Source organism: Longimicrobium sp. (assembly GCF_036399255.1).
Taxonomy (GTDB): domain Bacteria; phylum Gemmatimonadota; class Gemmatimonadetes; order Longimicrobiales; family Longimicrobiaceae; genus Longimicrobium.
The window spans coordinates 60,566-86,583 of record NZ_DASWNM010000090.1; the positions used below are offsets into that span (position 1 = coordinate 60,566).

Sequence of the window (26,018 nt, forward strand, 5' to 3'; positions counted from 1 at the left end):
CTCACGCCGGGTCGACGCGGAAGAGCACCTGCCCGTACTCCACGGGCTCGCCGTTCTCCACGCAGATCTCGCGGACGGTGCCGTTGACCTCGGCGGGAAGCTCGTTCATCAGCTTCATCGCCTCGAGGATGCACAGCGTCTGCCCGCGGGTGATGCGGCTGCCCACCTCTACGTACGACGGCGCCTCGGGGGCCGGTGCGCGGTAGAAGGTGCCCACCATGGGCGACTTGATCTCGACCAGGGTGCTGGCCGGGGCCGCCGGCGCGGCGGCCGCCTCGGCGGCGGCGGACGGCGCGGGTGCCGCCGGAGCCGCGGCCGGTGCGGGCGCGGGGGCGGCGGCCAGGGCCGGCGCCGCGGCGGCGACGGGCGCGGGGGGCGGCGTCTTGTTGATGCGGATCCGGGTTCCGCCGCGCGCGATCTCCAGCGAATCGATCCCGCTGTCGTCCACGGCGTCGATGAGGCCGCGGATGAATTCAAGGTCGATCATTTCGCCCGTTCCATGTACTTGTCCTCGCGCCGGTCCACGCGGATGACGTCGCCCTCGTTCAGGAACAGCGGCACCTGCACCACGGCGCCCGTCTCGAGGGTGGCGGGCTTGGTGCCGCCGGTGGCGGTGTCGCCGCGCACGCCCGGGTCCGTCTGGGTAACGGTCAGGACCACGAAGTAGGGAAGCTCCACCGAGATCACGCTCTCGCCGTGCACCAGCCCGTCCACCTCCATCCCCTCCTTCAGGTACTTCAGCTGGTCGTCGCCGATGACGGCGCCGGCCAGGGGGATGTCCTCGTACGTCTGCGAGTCCATGAAGTGGTAGAAGTGGCCGTCGCTGTAGCTGTACGTCATGGGCCGGTGCTCGAGCCGCACCTCGTCGATGCGCTCGCCCGCGCGGAACGTCTTTTCGAGCACGGCGCCGGTGAGCACGTTGCGCAGCTTGCTGCGCACCACCGTGTTGCCCTTGCCGGGCTTGTGGTGCTGAAACCACAGGATGGTGAACAGGGTGCCATCGAGGTTGATGGTCATGCCGTTCCGGAAGTCGGCCGTCGATGCCACAGGTCTCCTTTCAGTGCGTGAGTGCGTCAGTGCGTGAGTGCGTCAGTGGATTCAGGAAGGTGCCGGTCCGAAAGCCGTTTCACTCCCGCACTCACGCACTTCCGCACTCACGCACTTCTCTTTAGATGGTCGATCAGCCCCCGCAGCCCCAGCAGGTAGCTGTCCACGCCGAAGCCCGAGACCACGCCCACCGCCCCAGCCGCCAGGTACGACCGGTGCCGGAAGCGCTCCCGGGCAAAAACGTTGCTAAGATGCACCTCGACGTACGGACGCGCCACTCCCGCCAGCGCGTCGCGCAGCGCGACGCTGGTGTGCGTGTACGCGGCGGCGTTCACCACGAAGCCGTCCGCCTGGGCGGCGGCCTCCTGGATGCGGTCCACCAGGGCGCCCTCGTGGTTGCTCTGGTAACACCGCACCCGCGCCCCCAGCTCCCGCCCCAGCCGCTCCAGCGCCTGGTCGATCTCGGCCAGCGTGGCGTGGCCGTACACCTCGGGCTCCCGCCTGCCCAGCAGGTTCAGGTTGGGCCCGTGGACGACCTCGACGTTCACCGCTTCAGGCTCTGCAGCCAGGCCTGGAAGCTCTCCAGGTCCTCGTCCTCGTCGTCCTGCCCCGCCGCCGGCGCGCTCGCGGCCGGCGCCGCGGGAGCCGGCGTGGGCTCCGCCACCGGCTCGAACGCCAGGCTGGGCACGAACGGCGACGGCATCTCCGGCGCGGGCTGCGGCTCGGGCTCCACGGCCGCGGGGGCCGCTTCCGCCGCGGACGGGCCGCCGGCGAAGAAGTCCTCGAACGAGAAGCCGCCGCCCGCGTCCTGCGCGGGAGCCGGCGCCGGGGCGGCCGCGGGCTCGGAGGGCAGCTCCCACGGCAGCGCCTCTTCGTCCGTCCGCGCGGGCGGCGCGATCTCGTCCGACAGCGTGAACGCGTCGATGCTGGCGGGCTCCGGCGCGCCGGGCGCCGCCCACGGCTCGTCCAGGTCCATCAGCGGCAGGTCGTCGTCCGCGCCCGCCCGCGGAGCGGGCTCCGGCGCGGCGGCCCAGGGCTCGTCCCCCGGCTGCACGGCGTCGGCGGCGGGCAATTCGTAGGCCGAAGCATCGGCGGCGGGCGGCGCGGGGGCCTCGGCCCACGGCTCTTCCTCCGCCGTCGCGGACGACGAAGGCGCCTCCGCCCACGGCGCGTCTTCGCTCCCGGTGGATTCCGCCGCGGACGACGTCTCCGTCCAGGGCGCGCCGTCGATCCCGGTGGATTCCGCCGCGGCTGGCGTCTGCGCCCACGGCGCGTCGTCGGTCCCGGTGGATTCCGCCGCGGCGGGCGTCTGCGCCCATGGCGCGTCGTCGGTCCCGGTGGATTCCGGCGCTGCGGGCGCCTCCGCCCACGGCGCGTCCTCCACGCCGATGGACGCGAGCCACGAATCCGCGGCCGGTCCATCCTGCACGTCGGCGGAAACCGGCGCGGCGCCGGCCGGAGCCGCGCCGGCAAAGGCAGCGGGCGCGGCGTCGCCGGCCGGAGCCTCGTCGGCGAAGGCGGCGGGCGACGGCGCCTCAAAGGCGGCGGGCGCGGCGGCGGACTGGCCGGGCTGCCACGCCAGCAGGCCGGCGAAGTAGGCGCGCATCGAGGACGTTCCGGCGGCCGGCGCGGCAAAGGACGGAGCGGCGACGGGCATCGCCGCCTCCGCTTCTTCCTCGTCGTCGTCCAGCGGCGCGGCGGCGATGGCCCAGTCCGCGCTCATGTCCGCCACCACCTCCGGCGGCGCGGCGACCTCGTCCCCGTCCTCTTCCACCACGATCAGGTCGAAGCCCACCGGCTCCGTCTCGCGCACCGCGGGCGCTTCCCACGCCTCGCGATCCCCGTCCGCTCCACTCGCGACGACGGCGGCGGGCGCGGCGGCGAAGGCGGGCTCCGGCGTGTCGGCATCCATCCCGTCGAAGCCGCCCTCGAACGAATCCGCGAACGCGTCGGTGTAGCCGTCCGCCGCGCTGGTGCCCACCGGCGTCTCGTCGAACGTCCCGCCGAAGCCGAACGGCGCGGAGGCGGATTCGAGCGCGGCACCGGCCGGCTCGAAGGTGGCGTCCGCCGGCTCGGCGTCATCCGACGGCGCGTAGAAGGAGTCCGCGGGCGCTTCGGGCGCGTAGAACGAGTCCGCCGGCTCTGCGGGAGCGTAGACCGAGTCCGCGGGCTCTTCGGGCTCCGGCTCCGGCTCGGCGGACATGTGGATGGCGGCCATGCTGGCCGCGGCGCCGCCCATCGCGAACGCGTCCACCGACGCCAGCCAGTCCGGCGTCTCTTCCTCCGCGGGAACGGCGGACTCGGGGTGCATGCGCGCCTCGATCTCCGCCAGGCGGCGCACCAGGGCGGGCTCTTCGCCGCGCTGCTGGATGAGTTCGCGGTACACGTCCGCGGACTGCTGCAGCAGCCCCTGGGCGGCGTACAGCTCGGCCATGGTCTCCGTCACCACCTCGGCGTCCACGTCGTGGTCCGCGTGGTCGTGCCGGTCGCCGTGCTCGTCCGCGCCAAAGGAGGGCAGGCCGGCGGAGTCGTCCCCGGCGCCAAAGGCGGACAGCCCCGCGTCCGCCGGCGCGCCGAAGCCGAAGCCCGCGTCCGCGTGGGAGGGCGCGTCGAAGCCGGGGAACCCCGCGTCCGCGTCCGCCGGGGCGTCGAAGCCGGAAAAGCGGGTGGCGTGGTCGTCCAGCAGCGGCAGGTCGGCGGGGACGGGATCGTCCTCGTCGTCGCCCATGTCCAGGAACGGCAGCCCGGCCCCCGCGATCGGCGCGTTCAGCAGCGTGTCGTCCACCCCGGCGCCGCCGCGGGGCGCGTCGTACAGCCCCGCGTCGGGCACGGGGGCCAGGGCGCCCCGGTCCGCCGCCGCGCTCTCGCCCAGGTCCTGGCGCGCGTCGGCGTCCAGCCAGTCGCCCACGGCCCCCGTCTCGTCCACGCCGCCCGCGTCCAGGTCCACGCTGCCGAAGCCGAACGCGTCGAAGTCGCCCGCGGGGGCGGTGGCGGAGGGCCGCGGCTCGTCGGGCATGTCCAGCGGCAGGTCGCCCCACTCGGCGTCCACGTCCGCGTCGTCGCCGGCCGCCACCCCGGACGCGTCGGCGGACGAGGCGTCGGGGGCGTCCAGGTCGATCATCCCGAACTCCGCGTCGTCGGCGTCCGCGCCGCCCGCGACGGGGGCGGGCTCGGCGGCGCCGCCCCAGCCGGTGCCCACCTGCACCGGCTGGTCGGCCACCGACGCGTCGGCGCCGCCGCGGGCCAGGCCGGCCAGCGAGGCGCGCGCCTCGGCGTTCATGGGATCCACCGACAGCAGCTCGTTGTACCAGCGCTCCGCCTCGGCGCGCCGCCCCGAGGCCGCGGCCATCTCGGCCAGGGTGCGCAGGACGATCAGGTTCTGCGGGTCGATGGACAGGACGTAGTGGAACTCGTTGGCCGCCTCCTGGAAGGCGCCCCGGTCGGCCAGGCAGCGGCCCAGCAGCACGTGCGCGGAAAGGCCGGGAAAGCGCTTCAGGTTCTCGCGCAGGATCTCCTCGGCCCGGCCGATCTCGCCCGCCTCGCGCCACGCGCCCGCCAGCGCCACGAAGTAGCGCCCCGCGTTGCCGGCGTAGAGGCCTTCGAGCGACTGGATCTTGGCCGCGAGCTCGGGGGAAAGGTCTGCCATGGACGCGTGGTTCGTGCGCGAAGGAAAGAAGCCGGGGGCCGGGGATGGAGTGACAGGGGGTGCAACATAAATCTCGCGCGCGACCACTGTCAACAACGCCCGCCCCCGGGGTGCGGGTTGCGTGGGCACCGCCGTCTAAATATCTTTGGCCGCTTCACTTTCCTGCCAACCGCAGCGTTTTGACCCCGGAACCCCTCAGCCGGAGCGCCCCTCGTGCGCTCCGATCCAAGCGGAGCCAGTCGTACCTATGATGATGCAGATGATCCGGTCCACGGCCGGAAAGATCATCGTTCCCATCCTGATGCTGTTCTTTCTGGGGTGGATGGTGTTCGAGATCGGGATGGACGCCCTGGGCGGCGGCCTGAGCGGCGGGGCGCAGACCCTGGGCACCGTGAACGGCGACGCCATCGGCGTACAGGCCTACAACGAGCGCTACAACGCCCTGTACCAGCAGGCGCAGCAGCAGGGCGAGGTCACCGACGAGATGGCCCGCCGGTTCCAGGACGAGGCCTGGGAGCAGCTGGTGCAGGAGACGCTGATGCGCCAGGAGCTGGAGCGCCGCGGCATCGGGGTGAGCACCCGCGAGATCCTGTGGGCCGCGCGCAACCTGCCGCACCCGGCGTTCGCGCAGCAGGAGATCTTCCTGACCAACGGCCGGTTCGACATCAACAAGTACCGCCAGTTCCTGTCGGGCCCCACCGCCCCGGCCGAGGTGTACGCGCAGCTGGAGGAGTACTACCGCCAGCAGCTGCCGCAGGAAAAGCTGGGCCGCCAGCTCACCGCCGGCCGCTACATCAGCGACGCCGAGCTGTGGCGCGCCTACCAGGACCGCACCGAGACGGCCACGGTAGACTACGTGCAGCTGGACCTGGCCAAGCTGGTGCCGCAGGACCCCGCCGTGAGCGACGCCGACGTGCGGCGCTACTACGACGAGAACCGCGAGCGCTTCGTCCGCCCCGAGGGCGCGCGGCTCAAGGTGGCGTACGTGCCGCTCACCATCAGCGAAGCCGACCGCCAGGCGACGGTGCAGCGCGCCCGCGAGCTCAAGGCCGAGATCGAGGCCGGCGGCGACTTCGCCGAGCTGGCCGCCGTCCACAGCACCGACCCCAGCAACAAGGACCGGGGCGGTGACCTGGGCACCTTTGGCCGCGGGCAGATGGTGCCGGCGTTCGACTCGGTGGCGTTCTCGCTGCCGGTGGGGCAGGTTTCGGAGCCGGTGGTCACCCAGTTCGGCGTGCACCTGGTAAAGGTGGACTCGCGCACGGGCGACCAGGCCAGCGCGCGCCACATCCTGCTGGCGTTCGAAAAGAACGACGCCGAGGTCGAGCGCATCGAGGCCCAGCTGCAGCGGGTGGCGCAGGCGGGGCTGCAGCGCGGGCTCAAGGCCGCCGCGGCGGGGCAGCCCAACGTGACCTTTCGCGAGGGCGTCGAGGTGAGCGCCGCCAACCCCATGATCCCCGGGGTGGGGCCGTCCATCGCCGCCCTGAACTGGGCGCAGGAAGAAAGCGCCAACCGCGCCGCCGGCGACGACCCGGAGCGGGTGAGCGAGGTGCTGGAGACGGCGGACGCGCTGTACGTGGTGGAGATGGAGAGCTACCACGCCGCCGGCGAGACGCCGCTGGCCGAGGCCACGCCCGCCATCCGCCAGCAGCTGGCGTACGACCGCCGCCGCGAGGCGGGCCGCGTCGAAGCGCAGAAGATGCTGGCCGACATCCGCGCCGGCCGCACGCTGGAGCAGGTGGCGCAGGCGCGGGGGCTCACGGTGCAGCGCGCCGGCCCCTTTACCCGCGTGGAAGCCAACCCGGTGCTGGGGCAGGCCAACGCGGCGGTGGGCGCGGCGTTCGGCACCCCCATCGGCCGGGTGGGCCCGGTGGCGGTAACGCCGGCCGGCGTGTTCCTGGTGCGCCCGGTGGCGCGCACCGCGGCCGACCGCCGCACCTGGGAGACGCAGAAGGCGGCGCTGCGGACCGAGGCCATGCAGCAGCTGCGCTCGGACCTGCTGGGCCAGTGGATGGCCAACGTGCGCGCCGACGCCAAGATCAAGGACAACCGCGCCAAGGTCTTCGCCCAGAACGCCGCCCGCTCCAGCTGATCGTTCCCGGCTGCATCCTGACGGCCCGAAGCCCCGCTTCCCGTTCACGGGAGGCGGGGCTTCTCGCATCTCTCTGGCTCCGCGACAGCTGGTTCACGCGGAGGGCTCGGAGGAGGTCTGGGAGCCCTGTGCGTTGCCGTAGGGCCGTCGCGGCTTCAGGGTCACACGGGTTGGGGTACAGAGGAGCAGAGAAAAACGCAGAGGAACAGAGGCCGCGCTTCCTCTGCTCCTCTTCCTTCTCCCTCTGTTCCTCTGTACCCCAATGCCGTTCCGGTCTTCTGAAGGCACGACGAAGCCCTCTTCCACGCGGCGGTGGAAGAGGGCTCGTTCCGTTCTGGATGGAACCGTGTGGTGCCTTACAGCCAGGTGCGCACGGCCAGGGCGACGACCAGCACGCCAAGGACGCTCAGGAAGTCCAGCCGCAGCACCAGCGGCCCCAGGGTAAAGCCCACGGCCACCAGGTCGATGACCAGCGGCCCGAACGCCGCTGCCACCGACGTCGTAAAGAACGTGCGCGCCGAGCTGTCGGGCATGAACCGCATGGCCAGCTCCGAAAGCAGCGCCCCCAGCAGCAGCCCGATCAGCACCACCACCAGCATCCGGCCCGCGCGCCGGCGTCCGCCTACGCTCATCTCACCTCCCCAACCCGTTCATCTGGTGGTCATCGGCGTTCGACCAGCCCGCAGGCAAGACGAGTGCCGCGCCCGGCTCGGTCCTATCGCTGCCGCTCTACCGCGTACACGATTCCGTCGCGCAGCGCGTCCAGCGCGGGGCCCTCGGGGAGCCCCTCCAGCGCCTCGGCGGCGCGGCCGGCGCACTCCAGCGCCGCCTCGCGCGCAAACTCCAGTCCGCCGCGCCCGCGCACCACCTCCACCACGCCGGCGATGGATTCGTCGTCCGGCTCGGGGTCGGCGAACAGCGCGTCCACCCGCGCCCGCTCGGTCCGCGACAGCTGCGAAAGGACGGCGATCAGCGGCAGCGTCACCTTGTGCTCGCGCAGGTCCAGCCCGGTCGGCTTGCCGGTCACCGCCGAATCCGCCGTGTAGTCCAGCAGGTCGTCGGCGATCTGGAAGGCCAGCCCCAGCTCGCGCCCGAAGGTCTTGAGCTGCGGGCGGAACCGTGGCGCGCCGGTGATGGCGCCCAGCTCGCAGGCGGCGGCCATCAGCGACGCGGTCTTGGCGTCGATCAGCCGGTAGTAGTCGTCGCTGGAAAAGTGCAGCGCGTCGTGCGACGAAAGCTGCCGCATCTCGCCCACCGTCATGTCGTTGGCGGCGTTGGCCAGCACCTGGATGGGCTCGATGCGGCCCAGCCGGGTGATCTCCATCAGCGAGCGCGTGTACAGGTAGTCGCCCATGATGATGGCGACCTGGTGGCTCCACAGCGCGTTCACGGTGGGCATTCCCCGCCGCAGCACCGAGTGGTCCACCGCGTCGTCGTGCACCAGCGTGGCCAGGTGCACCAGCTCGACGATGGCCGCCAGCGTGGCCGCCTGGGGCGACGGCCGCCCCTCAAGCTCGTCGCACAGCAGCACCAGCCCGGGGCGAAACAGCTTGCCCCGGATCTTCATCAGGTACTCGTTCACCGTTTCCACCGGCGCAAAGTCGCTGACCACGATGCGCCGGATCTCGTCCACGACGGAGTCGAGGCGGTCCCGGATGGGGGCCTGGATGTCGGCGAGATGCGGTACGGCGGTGCGGACGCTCATGCGCGGGGGCTCAGGTGCCGGTCGTTGGATGTCGCGGGATTCTAGGGCGCGGCGCGGCGGATGTCAAAAGGGAGTGCCGAGTGCCCAGGTTCAAGTGCCTAGTGCCTAGTGCCTAGTGCCTAGTGCCTAGTGCCTTAGTATCCATCCACTAGGTACTTCGGTACTAGGTACTCGGCACTTCCCTACTTCGTCACGCCGCGCAGGCGCTCGATGCGCTGCGCGGTGTCGCGGAAGCGGATGTCCACGGAGACCACGCGCTCGTAGTAATCCACGGCACTCTCGGGGCGGCCCGTTCCCTCGTCCACGCGGCCCAGAAGGTACAGGACGCCGACCAGGTCGCCGTCGGCCGCGCCGGGAAGGTTCAGGGCGCGGTCCAGCACGCGGCTGGCGACGGCGTACTGGGCCTTGTCCACGAAGCACTGGCCCAGCAGCTCCAGCGTGGCCAGCGGGTTGGCGCCGCCGCGCAGCGCCACCTGGAACTCGGCGATGGCCTCGTCCACCAGCCCCATCTCCATGAAGGCCACGCCCAGGTCGTAGTGGCTGGCGCTGTCCTCCACGTCGATGTTCTCCGAGACCTTCTGGCGAAAGTGCGCCAGCATCTCGGCGAAGTCCTTGTCCTCGTCGCCGCTGGGCTCCTTTTCCTCCACCACGAAGCGCGTGCTGGCTTCGCCCTCCTCCCCATCGTCCATGATGAGCGCGCCCAGGTCCACGTACTCGTTGGCCGGGGGCGGCGCGGGCGCGGGGGGCGGCGGCGGAGCGGGAGCGGGGGCGGCAGGCGCGGGGGCGGGCGGCGCGGGGGGGCGCAGCAGGGGGGCGACCTGCGCGGCGGCGGCACGGCCCTCCACGTTGTGGGGGTCCAGCTCCAGCACGCGGTTGAAGACGGCGGCGGCCTTCCCTTCCTGCCCGTGCAGCGCCAGGTGCCTGCCCAGGCCCAGGTACGCCTCTACCTGCACGTCGGCGCGGCCGCTGCGAAAGGCGTACTCCACGCGCTTCTGCAGCAGCATGCCGTTGTCCGGCCGAAGTCCGAGGAGGGCGGTGATGGGGGCCACGGCCTCGAAGTACATCCCCCGCGCGGCCAACGCGCGGTGGGCGGCCTCGAGCACGTCGGGGACCTCGTGGCCCAGCCCGCGGGCGCGCAGCTCGCGCACCAGCTGCTCGCGCGAGGCCTCGTCCGCGGGCACCGCGGCCACGTGCGCGCGCAGCTGCTCCAGGTTGTCCGCCGCCGCTTCGACGACGGGCTCCGGCGCGCGGCGGGGCGGCGGGGCGTAGCGCGCCGGCTCGTTGTCGAAGCCGATGAGCGGCAGGCCGCCGTCATCGCCGCTGTCCGCGTCGTCCTCGTCGATCAGCAGCGGCAGGTCGCCGCCGTCCTGATCGTCGGCGTCCAGCAGCGGCAGGTCACCGCCGTCTTGATCGTCGGCGTCCAGCAGCGGCAGGTCGCCGCCCCAGGATCGATCACCGTCGTCCTCCGTGCCGTCGTCGGCCAGAAAGGCGATGGGCTCGCCGGCGTCCTCGTCGCCGCCGCCGTCCAGCAGCGTCGGCTCCAATGCCAGCTCCAGCCCGGCGGCGGGGGAGGGGGGCGGCGGCGGATCGTCCAGCAGGGAGGTGGATTCCAGGCCGGCGAGGGGCGCGGCGGCGCCGGAGCCGTCGTCCAGGGCGGTGGTTTCCAGCCCGGCGAGCGGCGCCACGTCGCCGGGCCCCGCGGCGCTGAAGTCGCCGTCGTGCAGCGCGGCGCTGAAGTCGTCGCGCGCGGCGTTGCGGCTGCTGCGCATGAGCGGCGAGTCGTCCGCGTCGGGCGCCACGGCGTGGATCTGCTCGCGCGCGGCGTCGGCCGCGGCGGCGTCGCCGGCCTGCAGGTAGGCGCCCATCAGCACGCGCAGCTGCTCGACCGCCTGGTCCCTGCGGCCGTTGGCCAGCAGCTGGTCGGCCAGCAGCTTGCGGACCTCGGTGTCGTCGGGCGACAGGTCGGCGAACTCGCGGAGCGCCTCGAACGAGGCGTCCAGGTTGCCGGCGCGCCTCATCCGCTGCGCGTATTCCAGGAAGTTCTGGCGCGCGTCGGCCAGGAACCCCGCGGCGGCGCTGATCTGCCCCAGCTTCAGGTACACGGCGCCGCGCCCCGGAACCAGCCGCAGGATCTTGCGGCACAGGGCGATGGCGTTGTTGTACAGCCCGCTGTCGGCGTACGCGGACGCGGCGCGCTCGTACGCCTCGACCGCGCGCTCCGTCTCGTTGAGCCGCAGGTGCAGGTCGCCCACGCGGTTCCAGAGGGCGATGTCCACCTCTTCGCCCTCGTTCTCCTCCAGGAGCTGGCGATACAGGACGACGGCCTCGGTCCACTGGCCGCGGTTTTCCGCGGCGCGGGCCTGGTCTCTCAGCTTGGCTGGGGTTGCCATGAAACGAGCACGGGAGCGAACTGCGCCGCCTTGCCGCGTGTGCGGGGCAGGCTGCGGGAATCGGGAAAAGATAGCGGTTGTGCTAAGTGCGTACAAGGAATGGGGGTGGGCGGTCGGATGATCGTGCAGGTGGCGTATTGGGAGCGGGGCCGGATGGGGCCGATTTCGCCGGCCGGCATGTGTCCGCGCGCCCCGCGGGAGCGAGTGAACTCGCCGCAACGACAGCGGGAAGCCCCGCAAACCCCGCGGGGCTGCACCTGGTGAGCGGGCTCGCGAAACACCCGTCCGCGAAGGCGGACATCGCGTTTTCCCAGCCGCGAATTCATTCGCCCCGTGGCCGGCGCGAGGCGGAGAATCCGGATCGGGTGTGTCGCCGGCCGGCATGTGTCCGCGCGCCCTGCGGGAGCGAGTGAACTCGCCGCAACAACAGCGGGAAGCCCCGCAAACCGCGCGGGGCTGCGAGGCCCACCTTCTCACAAGGCAGCCACGTGCACCGGGCCGGCCGATACTCCAGTACCTCCAGTCCGCGAAGGCGGCCTTCGTGTGGTCGTTGCAGCGAATTCATTCGCCCTTGCCGGCCTTGAACGAACGGTGTTCGGACGGTACGTTTGCGGGCGATCTCTCTCCCACCGCGCCGTCGCGGTTCGTCACGTCCCCCGATTCCGATCTCCTGGAGATTCCAATGCGCAAGATCATCGGCGCCGCGGCGTTCGCGGCCGCGCTGGCGCTTCCCGCGGCGGGTGCCGCGCAGCAGACCGCTCCCGCCCGCCAGCCCAGCCCGTTCGCGGCGCTGGAAGTCGCGCAGGAGCTGCAGCTCACGCCGCAGCAGCAGGCCGCGGTCACCGCCGCGCGCGATTCGCTGCGCGAGGCGCACCGCATCCACTGCGGGCCCATGCACGCCTCCACCCCGTCCGAAGCGGACGAGGCCCGGCACCACGCGGATATGGCCCTGATCAACGCCCGCTGGGAAGACGCGGCCCGCGGCGCCATGACGCCGGTGCAGCTGGAGCGGCTCGCCGTCCTGCGCCCCGCCCCCGCGGCGCACGCCGAGGAGCACGACGAGGGCGAGGCCGCGCACGGAGGCCACGCGGCGCCGGCCGCGGGGCACGGCGGGCATCATCCCGCCCCGGCGCCGGCCGCGGGGCATGGCGGGCAGCACCCGGCCCCCGCGGCGGCGCCGGCGGCGGCCCCCGCGCACAGCCACGGGCATCCGCTGGACTGAATCCGCCGGACACAGGGACGAAGAGGGGCGCCGCGGCAGGCGCCCCTCTTCGTATTCGTGAATCTTTTCGCCGTGTCCTCCGTTCTGCCCCACTGAGGCGAACCCCCGTCATGCGCGCGTGTACAGGGGTGCGCGTGACGGCAGGCGCGGACGATCCACTCCGCGGCCTGCCTGTTTTCTTTCGCTCCGCCCATTCTCATGCGCACCCTTCGCCTGCTCTTCCGGCTGCTGCCCTTTGCGCTCTCGTTTGCACGCGACCGGCGGCGCCTGCTGTTTCGCGGCGGCCCCGTCCGCCGCACCGCGGCCTTTCACCACGCGCGGGCGGAGCGGCTCGCGCGGATGATTCCCACGCTGGGCCCCACCTTCGTCAAGATCGGCCAGGTGTTCTCTGCGCGGCCGGACGTGGTGCCCGAGCCGTACCTCAGCGCGCTGAGCACCCTGACGGACCGGGTGCCCTGCGTCCCGTTTCCGCGGATCGAGCGGGCGCTGGTCGAGGCGTACGGCGCGCCGGTGGACGACGTGTTCGAGGCGTTCGACCGCGAGCCGCTGGCGGCGGGGTCGCTGGGGCAGGTGTACCGCGCCCGCTACCGCGGCGAGGACGTGGTGGTCAAGGTGCTGCGCCCGGGGGTGGAGCCCGTCGTGGAGCACGACGTGGCGTTCGTGCGCATGGTGCTGGGGTGGGTGGAGCGCTGGTGGAAGCATCCGCAGCTGCGCGGCCTGCACGTGGTGATCGACGAGTTCGAGCGCCGCATCGCCGACGAGATGGACTTTCGCAAGGAAGCGGAGTACGCCCGCTCCATCGGCGCGCGGTTCGCGAGCAACCCGCGGGTCGTCGTCCCCCGCGTGATCGACGGGATGGTGCAGCGCCGGGCGCTGGTGCTGGAGTTCGTGGAGGGAACGCGGGTGGACCGCATCGACCCGCTGGTGGCGCTGGGCGTCATCGACCCCGAGCGGATGGTGGACGCGGTGGTCGAGGCCTACATCCAGATGATGCTGGTGGACGGCCTGTTCCACGCCGATCCGCATCCCGGCAACCTGCTGGTGCGGGCCGACGGCGCGCTGGTGCTGCTGGACTTCGGGATGGTGATCGAGGTGGACCCGGCCATGCGCCACCACCTGGTGCACACCGCCCTGGCCGCGGTGCGCGGCGACGCGGAGCGCGTGGTGGACGGCTTCTTCAGCCTGGGGATCGTGGAGCCGCAGACCGACCGCGAGACCATCCGCCGCCTGGTGACGCTGATCCTGGAGATGACGGAGCGCGGCGCCGGCACCAGCGAGATGCAGCGCGCCCTGGCCGACGAGGTGATGCACCTGCTGTACGACTGGCCGGTGGTGCTGACGGGCGAGATGACGTACTTCGGGCGGGCGGTGGCGCTCATCGAGGGGCTGGGAGCGCACCACGTGCCCAACTTCAACCCCGTGCGCTACGTGCGCCCGCTGCTGATGAAGCACCGCACCGCCGTCCTGCGCGCCCTTGGGCCCACGGACGACGCGTCGCGGGACCTGGCCTTTGCGCTGGGGCTGCTGGCGCGCGACGTGTCGCGCGTGGTGGGCAACGCGGGCCGCGAGCTGCTGGGCGTGCTGGCGACGCGCATTCCCTCGGTGTTCAGCGCGTTCAGCCGGCCGGCCGCGGCCGTGCAGCCGGCGCCTGCGGTCCCCGCGCTGACGGAGGCGGCGCCGGTCGCCGCGCTCGCTCCGGCGGAGTAGCACGCGCGTCCGCGGACGCGGGAAAAGAAGGCCTCACACGGAGTCAACGGAGTGAACGGAGTTTTTCTCCGGGCGACTCCGCTGGCTCCGGGTGAGGCCCTTTTCGTCTGGTGAGGGTCCGCGGCGGATTGCTTCGCCCACCGCGTCCGGGAAAACAACGACTACATGGGTACAGGGGAACAGGGCCAGACAGAGGAACCAAGTTGATATTTCAGCTCGCTTTCTCTGTCTGACTCTGTTGCTCTGTACGATTATTCTTTTTCAGGATCTGCTATTAGCTTTCCGCCGCGTTCCCTCACCAGTCGATCCTGCTGCTGCACCGGATGATGCCCGCCGACGCGGAACGGATGTACCTTCACACGGACGCGCAGCCGCTGTTCTGGCTGCCTCCGGATGCGCCGGCGGGCGTATACGGGTCCGCCGCGCCCGCGCCGGCGCTGCGGCCGTTCGTGGAGCGCATCCACTTTGGCCGCGAGTGGGTGGATCCCGCGCATCCCATCGTGGAGCGGGTGCTGCCGGACGGCGGCGTGCACCTGATCTTCAGCCTGGGCGATCCTCCCTCCGTCCCCGGGAGCGCCGGCGCGGCTTCGGTGGCGGTGGGCGCCCGCTGCGCGCCGTCCATCATCCACATGGCGGGGCGGGTGGAGCACGTCACCGTGACGCTGCGCCCCGGCGGCGTGGCGGCGCTCCTGGGCGTTCCCGCGGGCGAATTGACGGCGCAGGACGTTCCGCTCGACGCGCTCTGGGGTCCGCGCGCGGCGGAAACGATGGAGCGGCTGATGCCCACGCCGCCGACGCCCGAGCGCGCCCGGGCGCTGGCGGCCGTGCTGCTGGACCTGCTCGCCGCGCGCGACGCCCGCCCCGACCCCGCCGCCGCCGAAGCGGTGCGGATGATCGAGGGCGCGCGGGGCCGCATTCGCGTGCGCGAGCTGGCCGCCGCGCTGGGGATCGGCGAGCGGCGGCTGGAGCAGGTCTTTCACCGCCACGTGGGGCTTTCGCCCAAGGCGGTGTGCCGCATCGCCCGCTTTCGCGCCACGGTGAGCCTGCTGCAGCGCGAGCCGGAGCGCGCCTGGTCCGCACTTGCCTACGACTGCGGCTTTTACGACCAGTCGCACATGGTCAACGAGTTCCAGGCGCTGGCCGGCCTGGCGCCCGGCGAGTTCCGGGACCGGGGCTGCGGATTTTTCCAAGACGCGCCCGCCGCCGCCGAATAGCTTTTCCCCGCGATGAATCGTGTGACATCCATCACACCCTTTGGGGAAGGAAGATGACGCAGAACGAGATGCAGGACCGGCCGCTGCGGGGCCGGGTGGCCGTGGTCACGGGCGCCAGCCGCGGGGCGGGGCGGGGGATCGCGCTGGAGCTGGGTGCCGCCGGGGCCACCGTCTACGTGACCGGCCGGAGCACGCGCGCGCACCCCGCCGGCAGCTACGCGAGCATCCTGGCGATGTCGGGGATGCAGTCGCTGCCGGGGAGCATCGACGACACGGCGGACGAGGTGGCGCGGCTGGGCGGCACCGGCATTCCCGTGCGGGTGGACCACACGCGCGAGGATGAGGTGCGCGACCTGTTCGCGCGGGTGGAGCGCGAGCACGGCGGGGTGGACGTGCTGGTGAACAACGCCTGGGGCGGGCACGAGGCGTTCAGCCCGACGTCGTTCGGGGCGCCGTTCTGGGAGCAGTCGCTGGACCAGTGGGAGGCCATGTTCGACCGCGGCGTGCGCAACCACCTGGTCGCCAGCCGCATCGCCGCGCCCGTCTTCATCCGCCAAGGGCGCGGGCTCATCGTCACCACGTCGTACTGGGACCGCGGCAACTACCTGCGCGGCAACCTGTTCTACGACCTCGCCAAGGCCGCGATGAACCGGCTGGCGTTCGGGATGGCCCAGGAGCTTCGGCCGCACGGTGTGGCGTCGCTGGCGGTGGTGCCGGGGTGGATGCGCACGGAGTTCGTGCTGGCGTCCAAGAACGCGGACGAGTCCACCTGGCGCGACCATCCCGAGTTCGCCCGCACCGAGTCGCCGCGCTACGTGGGCCGCGCCGTCGCCGCCCTCGCCGCCGATCCCGGGGTGATGCGCAAGAGCGGCGGCATCCACCGCGCCGCCGACCTGGCCGCGGAGTACGGCTTTACCGACGTCGACGGCCGACTGGTGCCGCCCTTCGAGCTGGACGAGGGTCACCATCGGCTCGGACGTGTGGGTGGGCGGCGGCTCGGACGTGTGGGTGGGCGGCGGCGCCATCCTCCTTCCCGGCGAGCGGTCGGTGATCGGCGCGGGGAGCGTGGTGACGCGGGACGTGCCCGCGGACGTGTTCGCCGCCGGCAACCCCTGCCGCGTGATCCGCGCGCTGGGATCGTGACGCGGATCATCCTGCCCCGTTCATCCGGCAAACTGTCATTCTGGGTGAGGCGCCGCGTGGTGCGGTCCATAGGCCCGCGAGCGTGACGCCGGCCGAAGAACCTCCACCTGGGGGGCGGGACCTTTCCGTCACGGGGGGTTCCTGGGCGTTGCCCGGAAACGGGTTCCGCGCGAGGGGCGGAAGATTCCTCGGCCGCGCCACTGGCTGCGCGCGGATTTCCGCCGCCCCGGGGTGGGCGCTTCCTGGGAATGACGGGTGCTTTCCCGGATTCCGCCTGAGAGGGTGTTGCCAAACCTCCCAGCGTGATTGACTTCCTGAGGGAGGCGCCGCCCCGTAACTCGCGTGTACACTGCGCCCTGGCGCCGACTGAAGGACCTCGCCAGCAGAACGACGGGGCGGGTCCCGTGCCCTGATCTGGCCCCTGCGCCGCCGAGAAGAGGTCCTTCGGTCGCGCGCAATCTGCGGTGTGACTTCTGGTTGGACGTGATGCGCTCCCTCAGGAAGTCACCGCTTCGTTATGGATGTGAGGTTTAGCAACACCCTCTGCGGCTGCGGGCCTGGCGGACGATTTCGCGGGCGGATGATCAACATCCCGCCGTCCCCCACTCTCGCACTTTCGCATCCCCCACTCCCGCACTTTGTTCAACCACTCGCCAAACGCGTCCACGGGTGTATATTGTCGCCCGCCCGCGGTAGTGAGCGGGCCTCAGCCGTGTCCGTACCCTGAACCGCTGCCTGACGATGCTGATCGGCGTTCCCAAAGAGATAAAGACCAACGAGAACCGCATTGCCCTGGTGCCCGCGGGCGCCGAGGCGCTGGTGCAGAGCGGCCACCAGGTGATGGTGGAGCGCGGCGGCGGCCTGGGAAGCGGCTTCACGGACGACCAGTACGAGGCCGTCGGCGCCACCATGCACGACGTGGAAGAGGTGTGGGCCCGCGCCGAGATGATCATGAAGGTCAAGGAGCCTATCAAGGTCGAGTACGCCCGCACGCGGCCCGACCAACTCCTGTTCACCTACTTTCACTTCGCCGCCGACGAGCCGCTTACCCGCGGCATGATGGACAGCGGCGCGGTGTGCGTGGCGTACGAGACGGTGCAGCTGCCCAACGGCGAGCTGCCCCTGCTGACGCCCATGTCCGAGGTAGCGGGGCGCATGGCCATCCAGGCCGGCGCCAAGTACCTGGAAAAGTTCTACGGCGGCCGCGGCATGCTGCTGGGCGGCGTGCCGGGCGTGGCCCCGGCCGAGGTGGTGATCATCGGCGGCGGCGTGGTGGGGACCAACGCGGCCAAGATGGCGGCCGGCCTGGGCGCCCGCGTCACCATCCTCGACACCTCGCTGGAGCGCCTGCGCTACCTGAGCGACGTGATGCCGGCCAACGTCGAGATGATCTACAGCAACCGGCACAACCTCATGGAGCGCGTGCAGGCGGCCGACCTGGTGGTGGGCGCGGTGCTGCTGCCGGGCGCCAAGGCCCCCAAGCTCATCAAGCGCGCCGACCTCAAGAACATGAAGAACGGCGCGGTGATCGTGGACGTGGCGGTGGACCAGGGCGGCTGCGTCGAGACCATCCGCCCCACCACGCACGAGGACCCCATCTACGAGATCGACGGGGTGATCCACTACGGCGTGGCCAACATGCCGGGCGGTGTGCCGCGCACCAGCACGCTGGCGCTGACCAACGCCACCTTCACCTACGCGCAGCGGCTGGCGCGGCTGGGGTGGAAGGAAGCCTGCCGCCAGGACCGCGCGCTGGCGCTGGGGCTGAACGTGGTGAACGGCAAGGTGACGTATCCCGGCGTGGCCGAGGCGTTCGACCTGCCGTACACGCCGGTGGAGGACGTCCTCGGCTGAAGGACAGGTTACAGGGGACAGGGTACAGGGGACAGCCTGCTTGATGCGGGCTGTCCCCTCGTCTTTTCCTCACCCTGCGGCGTGACCTTCTGAGCCTGAGGAGGGGGGGCGTTCAGGAGGACGGGTCTCGCGGGCGGGGCCTGGCGGGCCTCCCGCGCGTTGCCGAAATCCGCGTTCTCCATCATCTTTAGCGCCCCTCGCGCGTCCCATCGCCGCATCCGTCCCGATCATCCGCTCCGGAGTCGTTCCCGTGCCGATTCGCTCTCTTGCCGCCGCGCTGGCGGGTATCGTCGTTCTCGGCTGCTCCCGGGCGGATGCGAACGCGCAGGCATCCACCGCCCCCGCAGCGCAGGCGGAGCCGGCAACGCGTACGCAGGAGCCGCAGGTCACGGGCGCCGTGGGGTTCCCGTGGGGCACGCCGTACGACAGCCTGGTGGCGCGGCGGGGGGCGCCGGGGATGGAGCAGTCCGAGGCGGAGGGGGTGCGGGCGATGATGTACGAGGACCGGGTGCTGGGGCGCGAAGCGGCCGCCCTGTTCTTCGTGCACCCGCGGCACGGGATGATGCGCGGCGGATACGTGGCGCCCTTCAACGGCCCGGCGGACTGTGCCATCGTGCTGCAGGGGCTCGACAACATCATCACCCGCCGCTATCCCACCCTCGCCGGCGAGGCGCGGGGCACGGAAGGGACGACCGCCCAGATCTGCCAGGCGGTGCTGTCGGGGCAGGGGGCGTACGGAAAGGTGTGGAACGATCCCGCGAACGGCGCGCGCATCATGCTGGTGGTGATGCCCAACGGGAGCGGCGCCATGCTCACGTACACCACGGCGCAGGCGGACGCGTGGGAGCGGCGCAAGAACGACGCGAGGTTCTGAGGATGACGGACCGGGTGCGATTTCGCCGGCTGGCGCACAACCCCGACCTGCCGCTTCCCGCGCGGCAGACGCCGGGGTCGGCGGGGTACGACGTGGCCTCGGCGGAGCCGGACTTCGTGCTGGGGGCGGGGGAGCGGCGGCTGGTGGCCACGGGGCTGGCGATGGAGCTTCCCGACGACGTGGAGTGCCAGGTGCGCCCGCGCTCCGGGCTGGCGCTCAAGCACGGCATCACCCTCCCCAACTCGCCGGCCACCATCGATCCCGACTACCGCGGCGAGCTGAAGGTGATCCTGTGGAACGCGGGTGGCGACGAGGTCCCCATCCCCCGCGGAACGCGGATCGCGCAGCTGGTGTTCGCGCGCTTCGTGGCGCCGGAGGTGGAAGAGGCGGACGAGCTCAGCGAGTCCGGCCGCGGCGAAAGCGGCTTCGGCTCCACCGGCCGCTGATCCTGGATCCGGAAAAGAAGCACGGATGGCAACGTCCGGCGAATGGTGTCATTCTGAAAGAGGCGCCGCCCGAACGGGTTATACCAGATCCTGAAAAGAATAATTGTACAGAGGAACAGAGTCAGACAGAGAAAGCGAGCTGAAATATCATCTTGGGTCCTCTGTCTGACTCTGTTCCTCTGTACCCATAAAGGTGTTGTTTTCCCTGATCGGTATTAGGAACGCGCCGCAGCCTGCGCGGCGCCTCCCTCAGGAAGTCAATCGCGGTGGGAGGTTTGGAAACACCCTCTCGGGCTCAGAATGACAGCGAGCATCCAGATCTGGTCTTTTCGGGGATTCTGCTCCCTCTGGGTGGGACAATCTTTGCCGGAGCTGGAAGATCGGAACGGGCCCGGCGGAATCGATCCGCCGGGCCCGCCGTCATTCTGAAAGGACTGATCCCGCAGCCGCGTCAGGCGATCGGCGTGCAGGGGCAGTCGTACGTCATCCGCGTCGCCAGCGGGCAGGTGTTGTACGGCGGAGTGGGCGCCTCCTGCCCGAGCACCGTGCCGACCTCTTCCTCGACCTGGCTGGTGGGGAAGGACTGCACGGACAGCTCCTGGATCTGCAGCGTCAGCTTCTTCATGGAATTCCGATCACCGAAGGGAACGATGCCCGGACCCGATGCGGCCCGGCGCGTTCGCGGCCCGCGCGGGCCGCGTCAGATCATGGGCGTGCAGGGACAGCAGGTAAGGTCCGTCTTGAGCGTGGGGATGCTGCAGACGGGCTTGGGCGTCGCCTCGTGCGCATCCACCGTCCCGGGCCTGGGCATGGGCTCGTCGCCCGTGCGAAAGGTGTCGACCGTGAGCTCGTCCGGGTTCAGCCGCAGCTTCTTCATCATTCCGCTCCTTTGGTTCGAGGATGGTCCGGTCTGCCGCGCGTTGCGGTCAGTACATCGGCGTGCAGGGACAGCAGGTGGGATTGCTGGCCAGCAGCGAGCCGCACACGGTCTTGAGCGTCTGGCCCGCTTCGTGGGCGTCGACGGTGCCCTGCCCGGCGGCGCCGTGCGTGGCGGTCCGGAAGGTGTCCACGGCCAGGTCGTCCAGGTTCAGCTTCAGCTTCTTCATGGTTCCTCCAGAGTGAAAGGTGCGCCCAGGGCGGAACGCGCCGCGCGGGGACGCAATATCGCGGGTCGTGGCGGGATTTGTGTGCAAGATGCGCTCCGATGCCGTGCGGCGCCAGTCCCCGGCGGTCCCAGGGCGCAATCGCGCGAAACTTCAGGGTTTTTGCCGCCCGAGGCGCAGGGGAGGCGGCGGACGGCAGGGCACGAACTCCGCTCCGGCACGGCGCGCCTGCACCGGAATGCAGAACGGTGCGCCGCGAAATTGTGGATCGCGCCCGCCGCGCGCGACGGCCGCCGCGGTGCGCGGCGGAGGCGTTTTCGGTGCCCTCTTGCGTAAATCTGAAACCGTAGCAGATTCAATCGATCTCCCCACGCACAGGCGTTCCGCGAAACACCCGCTCACCCCGGCATGGCGCCTGCATCTGCACGCGGCGGCTCCCGGCCGGCGAACGGGGCTTCGGGTTGCGTATGTGCGTGGGGCGGCCTAGCTTTGCCTGCTTTTCGGCAACCCACCTCGCAACCGAATGGGCAGACCGCTGCCCGAGGCGTCCGGAGGCCGGCAACGGCCCCGGCGAGAAAGCTCAGACGGACGACATGGCCTTTCGCTGGTTTCGCTCGGGCAGCTTCATCCCGGTCAACGACATCGCAGTCGACCTGGGGACCGCCAACACGCTGGTGTACGTGAAGGGCGAAGGCATCGTCCTGAACGAGCCGTCGGTGGTGGCCATGGAAAAGGCCACCAACAAGATCAAGGGCATCGGGCTCGAGGCCAAGCGCATGCTGGGCCGCACCCCCGAGGGCATTACGGCGGTGCGCCCGCTCAAGGACGGGGTCATCGCCGACGTGGACGTGACGGAGATCATGCTCCGCTACTTCCTGGAGACGGTGACCAGCAAGCGGTTCCTGAAGCTGAAGCCCACCGTGGTGGTGGGCGTGCCCAGCGGCATCACCGAGCTGGAGCGGCGGGCGGTGCGGCAGAGCGCCACGGCGGCCGGCGCCAAGGAGGTGTACATGGTGGCCGAGCCCATGGCGGCCGCCATCGGCGTGGGGCTGCCGGTGGAGACGCCCACGGGCAACATGGTCATCGACATCGGCGGCGGGACCACGGAGATCGCGGTGATCGCGCTGTCGGGGATCGTGTGCGACACCAGCATCCGCGTGGGGGGCGACGAGATCGACAACGCCATCGTCACCTTCATGCGCAAGAACTACAACCTGATGATCGGCGAGGCCACGGCCGAGGCGGTCAAGATCCAGATCGGCAGCGCGTACAGCACCGGCGACGAGCGCGAGATGGACGTAAAGGGGCGCGACCTGGTGAGCGGCATTCCCAAGACGGTGCGGGTTCACTCGCAGGAGATCCGCGAGTGCATCCAGGAGCCGATCCAGGCCATCGTCGAGGCCGTGCGCCGGGCGCTCGAGATCACGCCCCCGGAGCTGGCCAGCGACATCGTGGACCGGGGAATCGTAATGACGGGCGGCGGCGCGCTCATCCGCGGGCTCGACACGCTGATCGCGCGCGAGACCAACCTGCCCATTCACGTGGATGAAGATCCGTTGACCTGCGTGGTGCGGGGTGCAGGGCGCATCCTGGACGACGTGGTCAAATACAAGGGAGTGTTGACCTCCTGAGCGCCTTCAGACCCTACCTGCGCGGCGCGGGCGAGCGCGGCCGCAAGCGTGACCTGGCGGTGGCGGGGCTGTTCACGGCCCTGTCGGCGCTGGTGATGATGCTGCCCGAGGTGTACAAGGACGGCCTGGGCCACTCGCTGCGCGCCACGGTGCTGCGCCCGTTCATCGCGGTGCAGCGCGGCTCGGCCGACCGCGAGGGCCGCTACGCCGACGCCACCGGCCTGCGCGCCGAGCGCGACAGCCTGGCCAGCTTTCTGGTGAGCCAGAGCACGCTGGCCGCCGAGAACCGGCAGCTGCGCGCGCTGCTGGGCTTTCGCGAGCGGCTTACCTACAGCTTCATCGCCGCCGAGGCCCGCTTCGAGGCGGGGCCGGGGTCGCAGGGCGTGCTGCGCCTGAGCGCCGGCGCCCGCGACGGGGTGCGGCCGGGCGCGCCGGTGATCACCGCCGAGGGGCTGGCGGGGCAGGTGGGGCAGCTGGGAACGGAGTCCAGCACCATGCTGGCCTGGACGCACCCGCAGTTCCGCGCCTCGGTGATGACGGTGGAGGGCGAGACGTACGGCGTGGCGCGGGCGCTGGAGGGCCCGGGCGGCGAGACGGTGCTGGCCTTCAGCCCCGTGGCCTTTCACACCGCGCCCGACACGGGCACGCTGATCGTGACCTCGGGCGAGGGCGGCGTGTACCCGCGCGGCATTCCCGTGGGCACCGTGGCGGGAAGCGGCAAGGACCCCAACGGCTGGCTGCGCATCTACTACGTGCGGCCGCTGGTGTCGGCGGTGCAGATGGGCCACGTGCTGGTGCTGGGCGACCCGGTGCGGGCGCCCACCGACCAGGACCTGGCCAGCGCGTGGGGCGTGCGCCTGTCGGGGAAGGCGCCGGCCGACACGACGCGGGCGCTTTCGCCCGACGCGGCCACCCCGGCGGCCCCCGCGGCGCCGGCGCGGCAGCCCGCGCAGCGTCCGGCCCCGCGGCCTCGCCCGCGGCGCGTGGACCCCACCCCGGAGCTGCCGGGACGCCCGGTGTTCCCGGGAGAGCCGCGGGTGCCGGAAGGGGTGCCCGCCCCCACCAATCCGCCGGAGGGTACTCCCCCCGGCGACAGACGCGGGTGAGGAAAAAGGGATGACGGAGGGGACGCGCTGGCAGTTCGTGGGGTTTACGGCAGTCCTGGTGGTGCTCTACTTCCTGCTGCGGGTGGGGCTGGGGCTGGGAGCGCTGGCGCCGGACCTGCTGGTGGTGGCACTGCTGCTGGCCGCGCGGCGGCTGCGCGCGGGGCAGGCCGCGGGGCTCGGCTTTTTGCTGGGGCTGCTGGATGGCGCGGCGCACCCGCTCACCATGGGGGCGGGGGCGGTGGCGCTGTCCATCCTGGGCTACCTGGGGGCCCGCAGCCGCGAGCCGTTCTCGGGCGACAGCCCGGTGCTGATGGCCCTGTACCTGTTCGCCGGCAAGTGGCTGTACGACGCCATCGTGTACGTTCTGCTGATCCGGCCCAACCTGGCCGGCCCGGTGAGCACGCTGCTGCTGGCGTCGCCGCTGGCCGCGGTGTACGCCGCGGCGGTGGGGCTGGCGGCGGCGGTGGCGTACCGGTCGGTGGTGTGATGCGGAGAATGATGCGCGGCACGGGGAACGGCGGCCTTGGGCAAAGCGGGGCGGCGCGGCGCGCGCGGCCCCCGCGGGTGCGCGCGGTCACGGGGAGGACGGCATGAAGCGCTACCGTCCCATCCGCATGGGCGACCCGGTGCTCTTCTGGCTGGTGGTGGCCCTGGCGGTGTTCGGCATCGCCATGATCTACAGCGCGGGGAACGTGGACGTCCCCGGCACCCGCGCCGAGGGAACCTGGCGGCAGCAGCTGCTGTGGTTCTCGCTGGCGCTGCTCGTCGTCCCCCTGATCCTGCGCGTTCCGGTGGGATGGCTGGAGTGGGGGGCGCAGCCGGCGTACGCGCTGGGGCTGGTGCTGCTGATGGCGGCGCTGGTGTTCGGCAGCGGCGGCGGCACGGCGGCCAGCACCAAGAGCTGGATCCGCATCGGCCCCGTGGGGCTGCAGCCGTCCGAGATGGCCAAGATCGCCACCGCGCTCATGCTGGCGCGGGTGCTGGGCGAGTGGCGCGAGCCGCCCAAGACGCTGTGGGCGCTGTGGAAGCCCATCGGCGTGGTGGCGCTGCCCATGGCGCTGGTGATGCTGCAGCCCGACCTGGGGAGCGCGCTGGCGTTCGCCAGCATCCTGATCTGGTGCCTGTACTGGGCCGGCACGCCGCTGACCACGATCTTCTTCCTGGTCAGCCCGCTGCTCAGCCTGTTCATCTCCATAAACCCGTGGGTGTGGGGCGTCTACATCGTCCTGCTGCTGGTGCTGCTGTTCTACCGCAACGCGTTCCTGTCCGAGAAGGTTTCCATCTTCATGGCCAACGCGGTGGCGGGCGCCGTGGCGCTGCCCCTGTGGAACGTGCTGAAGCCGTACCAGAAGGCGCGCTTCATGGTGTTCCTGGACCCCAGCATCGACCCGCGGGGCAGCGGGTACAACCTCATCCAGAGCCGCGTGGCCATCGGCAGCGGCGGGCTGTGGGGCAAGGGGTACCTGGACGGCCCGCAGAAGCGGCTGGCCTTCCTTCCCGAGCAGCACACCGACTTCATCTTCTCCGTCATCGGCGAGGAGCTGGGGTTCATCGGGGTGATGGCGGTGCTGGTGTGCTTCGGGCTCATCTTCTGGCGGCTCATCCGCATCGCCGAGCGCTCGCGCGACCCGTTCGCCTCGCTGGTCCCCATCGGCATCCTGGGAAGCTGGTTCACGCACGTGCTGATCAACGTGGGGATGACGGTGGGCGTGATGCCGGTGACGGGCATTCCCCTTCCGTTCATCAGCTACGGCGGCTCGTTCCTGCTGGTGAACCTGCTGGCGATGGCGGTGGTGGAACGCATCTCCGCCGAGAAGGGGCGTTAGCGGGCCCCCCATCCCACGCGCCCCTTACTACATTTGTTTATTCCCACTCCTGCTGACCTATGGCCTGGTTCCGCAAGCCCAAGACGCGCCTGCAGGCGGCCGACCGCCGCGACCTGCCGGGCGAGCTGTGGGAAAAGTGCCCCAGCTGCGGCGAGATCGTGTACCGCGAAAAGCTGCGTGAGAACTGGAACGTGTGCCCCAACTGCGGCCACCACCTGCGGCTGGGCGCCGACGGGTACGTGCAGCTGCTGACGGACGAGGGCACCTTTCGCGAGACGGACAAGGAGCTGCGCTCGGCCGACCCGCTGGGCTTCGTGGACCTGAAGCCCTACCGCGACCGCCTGGCCGCGGCGGAGCGCAAGAGCGCCTACGGCGACGCGGTGGTCACGGGCGACGGCCGGCTGGACGGCATTCCCGTGTCGCTGGGGGTGATGGACTTCAGCTTCATCGGCGGGTCGATGGGCTCGGTGGTGGGCGAAAAGCTGGCGCGCGCGGGGCTGCGGGCGCTGGAGAACCAGTCGCCGCTCATCATCGTCTCGGCGTCGGGCGGGGCGCGGATGATGGAGGGGATCTTTTCGCTGATGCAGATGGCCAAGACCTCGGCGGTGCTGGCGCAGCTGGACGAGGCGGGGCTGCCGTACATCTCGATCCTCACCGACCCCACGACGGGCGGCGTGACGGCGTCGTACGCCATGCTGGGCGACGTGAACCTGGCCGAGCCGGGGGCGCTGATCGGCTTCGCGGGGCCGCGGGTGATCGAGCAGACCATCAAGCAGGAGCTGCCAGAGGGCTTTCAGCGCGCGGAGTTCCTGCTGGAGTTCGGGATGCTGGACGACATCGTGGACCGCCGCAAGATGAAGGCGCGGGTGAGCCAGCTGCTGCGGCACATGATGGGGCTGCCGGCGTCGGAGGCGCTGAGCGTGTCGGAAGCGGCGTGACGCGGTGAAGGGGTGAAGGGGTGAACGGGTGAAGGGGTGAAGGGGTGAAGGGGTGAAGGGGTGAAGGGGTGAAG

Annotated in this window: 22 protein-coding genes and 2 pseudogenes; 14 read left to right on the forward strand and 10 right to left on the reverse strand. The window is 71.3% G+C overall.

Annotated features, from left to right (window positions below):
• Position 1 precedes the first annotated feature (1 nt).
• The 4 genes from accB to VGC13_RS16050 all read right to left on the reverse strand — a co-directional run bounded on the left by accB (position 2) and on the right by VGC13_RS16050 (position 4,693).
• Positions 2 to 484, reverse strand: a complete 483-nt coding sequence (accB, locus tag VGC13_RS16035; protein ID WP_349264225.1) for an acetyl-CoA carboxylase biotin carboxyl carrier protein — start codon at positions 482 to 484, stop codon at positions 2 to 4.
• The gene (gene efp, locus VGC13_RS16040) at positions 484 to 1,047 is read right to left on the reverse strand and encodes an elongation factor P (protein ID WP_331126282.1); all 564 of its coding nucleotides are present in this window, start codon (positions 1,045 to 1,047) and stop codon (positions 484 to 486) included. The genes accB and efp overlap by 1 nt, the downstream gene beginning before the upstream one ends.
• 107 nt (positions 1,048 to 1,154) lie before the next feature.
• Entirely contained in the window at positions 1,155 to 1,595 is a 441-nt protein-coding gene (gene aroQ / locus VGC13_RS16045) for a type II 3-dehydroquinate dehydratase (RefSeq protein WP_331126283.1), read from the reverse strand.
• Positions 1,592 to 4,693, reverse strand: coding sequence for a tetratricopeptide repeat protein (locus tag VGC13_RS16050; protein WP_331126284.1), 3,102 nt, complete (start codon positions 4,691 to 4,693; stop codon positions 1,592 to 1,594). Before VGC13_RS16050 ends, aroQ begins: the two co-directional genes overlap by 4 nt.
• A 259-nt stretch (positions 4,694 to 4,952) precedes the next feature.
• Between VGC13_RS16050 and VGC13_RS16055 the strand changes: the two genes are divergently transcribed.
• Positions 4,953 to 6,785: a peptidylprolyl isomerase gene (locus tag VGC13_RS16055; protein ID WP_331126285.1), complete on the forward strand. Its 1,833-nt coding sequence runs from the start codon at positions 4,953 to 4,955 to the stop codon at positions 6,783 to 6,785.
• A 356-nt stretch (positions 6,786 to 7,141) separates the two neighbouring features.
• Here VGC13_RS16055 and VGC13_RS16060 read toward each other — a convergent pair whose 3' ends face one another.
• The 3 genes from VGC13_RS16060 to VGC13_RS16070 all read right to left on the reverse strand — a co-directional run bounded on the left by VGC13_RS16060 (position 7,142) and on the right by VGC13_RS16070 (position 10,880).
• Positions 7,142 to 7,417: a hypothetical protein gene (locus tag VGC13_RS16060; protein ID WP_331126286.1), complete on the reverse strand. Its 276-nt coding sequence runs from the start codon at positions 7,415 to 7,417 to the stop codon at positions 7,142 to 7,144.
• Between the two features lie 83 nt (positions 7,418 to 7,500).
• Positions 7,501 to 8,490 (reverse strand): polyprenyl synthetase family protein, encoded by a 990-nt coding sequence (locus VGC13_RS16065; RefSeq protein WP_331126287.1) that lies wholly within the window; start codon positions 8,488 to 8,490, stop codon positions 7,501 to 7,503.
• Positions 8,491 to 8,672: 182 nt separating this feature from the next.
• A complete protein-coding gene (locus VGC13_RS16070; RefSeq protein WP_331126288.1) occupies positions 8,673 to 10,880 on the reverse strand; it encodes a tetratricopeptide repeat protein in 2,208 nt (735 codons plus the stop codon).
• A gap of 682 nt (positions 10,881 to 11,562) precedes the next feature.
• Between VGC13_RS16070 and VGC13_RS16075 the strand changes: the two genes are divergently transcribed.
• The 8 genes and pseudogenes from VGC13_RS16075 (at position 11,563) to dut (ending at position 19,340) form a co-directional block, all read left to right on the forward strand.
• Positions 11,563 to 12,102 (forward strand): hypothetical protein, encoded by a 540-nt coding sequence (locus VGC13_RS16075; protein WP_331126289.1) that lies wholly within the window; start codon positions 11,563 to 11,565, stop codon positions 12,100 to 12,102.
• Between the two features lie 198 nt (positions 12,103 to 12,300).
• Complete coding sequence (locus VGC13_RS16080) at positions 12,301 to 13,809, forward strand: ABC1 kinase family protein (RefSeq protein ID WP_331126290.1); 1,509 nt, start codon at positions 12,301 to 12,303, stop codon at positions 13,807 to 13,809.
• 347 nt (positions 13,810 to 14,156) lie between these two features.
• On the forward strand, positions 14,157 to 15,023 hold the full coding sequence (locus VGC13_RS16085; protein ID WP_331126291.1) for a helix-turn-helix domain-containing protein: 867 nt from the start codon (positions 14,157 to 14,159) through the stop codon (positions 15,021 to 15,023).
• 53 nt (positions 15,024 to 15,076) lie between these two features.
• Positions 15,077 to 15,976 (forward strand): annotated as a pseudogene (locus VGC13_RS16090) (SDR family NAD(P)-dependent oxidoreductase); the annotation flags it as partial.
• 40 nt (positions 15,977 to 16,016) lie between these two features.
• Positions 16,017 to 16,166 (forward strand): annotated as a pseudogene (locus VGC13_RS33450) (sugar O-acetyltransferase); the annotation flags it as partial.
• Between the two features lie 741 nt (positions 16,167 to 16,907).
• Positions 16,908 to 18,020 (forward strand): alanine dehydrogenase, encoded by a 1,113-nt coding sequence (gene ald, locus VGC13_RS16095; RefSeq protein ID WP_331126293.1) that lies wholly within the window; start codon positions 16,908 to 16,910, stop codon positions 18,018 to 18,020.
• 250 nt (positions 18,021 to 18,270) lie between these two features.
• Positions 18,271 to 18,894, forward strand: a complete 624-nt coding sequence (locus tag VGC13_RS16100; protein WP_331126294.1) for a hypothetical protein — start codon at positions 18,271 to 18,273, stop codon at positions 18,892 to 18,894.
• A gap of 2 nt (positions 18,895 to 18,896) precedes the next feature.
• On the forward strand, positions 18,897 to 19,340 hold the full coding sequence (dut, locus tag VGC13_RS16105) for a dUTP diphosphatase (RefSeq protein ID WP_331126295.1): 444 nt from the start codon (positions 18,897 to 18,899) through the stop codon (positions 19,338 to 19,340).
• Between the two features lie 451 nt (positions 19,341 to 19,791).
• Here the strand turns inward: dut and VGC13_RS16110 are convergent, their stop codons facing one another.
• From VGC13_RS16110 to VGC13_RS16120, 3 genes are all read right to left on the reverse strand, one after another.
• Positions 19,792 to 19,965 carry a hypothetical protein gene (locus VGC13_RS16110; protein WP_331126296.1) on the reverse strand — a complete coding sequence of 58 codons (174 nt, stop codon included), beginning with the start codon at positions 19,963 to 19,965 and terminating at the stop codon, positions 19,792 to 19,794.
• Positions 19,966 to 20,040: 75 nt separating this feature from the next.
• A complete protein-coding gene (locus tag VGC13_RS16115; RefSeq protein ID WP_331126297.1) occupies positions 20,041 to 20,217 on the reverse strand; it encodes a hypothetical protein in 177 nt (58 codons plus the stop codon).
• A gap of 49 nt (positions 20,218 to 20,266) precedes the next feature.
• Positions 20,267 to 20,446, reverse strand: a complete 180-nt coding sequence (locus tag VGC13_RS16120) for a hypothetical protein (RefSeq protein WP_331126298.1) — start codon at positions 20,444 to 20,446, stop codon at positions 20,267 to 20,269.
• A 590-nt stretch (positions 20,447 to 21,036) separates the two neighbouring features.
• Here VGC13_RS16120 and VGC13_RS16125 point away from each other — a divergent pair.
• From VGC13_RS16125 to accD, 5 genes are all read left to right on the forward strand, one after another.
• Positions 21,037 to 22,074: a rod shape-determining protein gene (locus VGC13_RS16125; protein ID WP_331126299.1), complete on the forward strand. Its 1,038-nt coding sequence runs from the start codon at positions 21,037 to 21,039 to the stop codon at positions 22,072 to 22,074.
• Positions 22,075 to 22,133: 59 nt separating this feature from the next.
• Positions 22,134 to 23,180, forward strand: a complete 1,047-nt coding sequence (gene mreC / locus VGC13_RS16130; RefSeq protein WP_331126300.1) for a rod shape-determining protein MreC — start codon at positions 22,134 to 22,136, stop codon at positions 23,178 to 23,180.
• Positions 23,181 to 23,190: 10 nt separating this feature from the next.
• Positions 23,191 to 23,667 (forward strand): rod shape-determining protein MreD, encoded by a 477-nt coding sequence (mreD, locus tag VGC13_RS16135; protein WP_331126301.1) that lies wholly within the window; start codon positions 23,191 to 23,193, stop codon positions 23,665 to 23,667.
• A gap of 103 nt (positions 23,668 to 23,770) precedes the next feature.
• A complete protein-coding gene (gene rodA, locus VGC13_RS16140) occupies positions 23,771 to 25,006 on the forward strand; it encodes a rod shape-determining protein RodA (protein WP_331126302.1) in 1,236 nt (411 codons plus the stop codon).
• A gap of 59 nt (positions 25,007 to 25,065) precedes the next feature.
• A complete protein-coding gene (gene accD, locus VGC13_RS16145; RefSeq protein ID WP_331126303.1) occupies positions 25,066 to 25,944 on the forward strand; it encodes an acetyl-CoA carboxylase, carboxyltransferase subunit beta in 879 nt (292 codons plus the stop codon).
• Positions 25,945 to 26,018 lie beyond the last annotated feature (74 nt).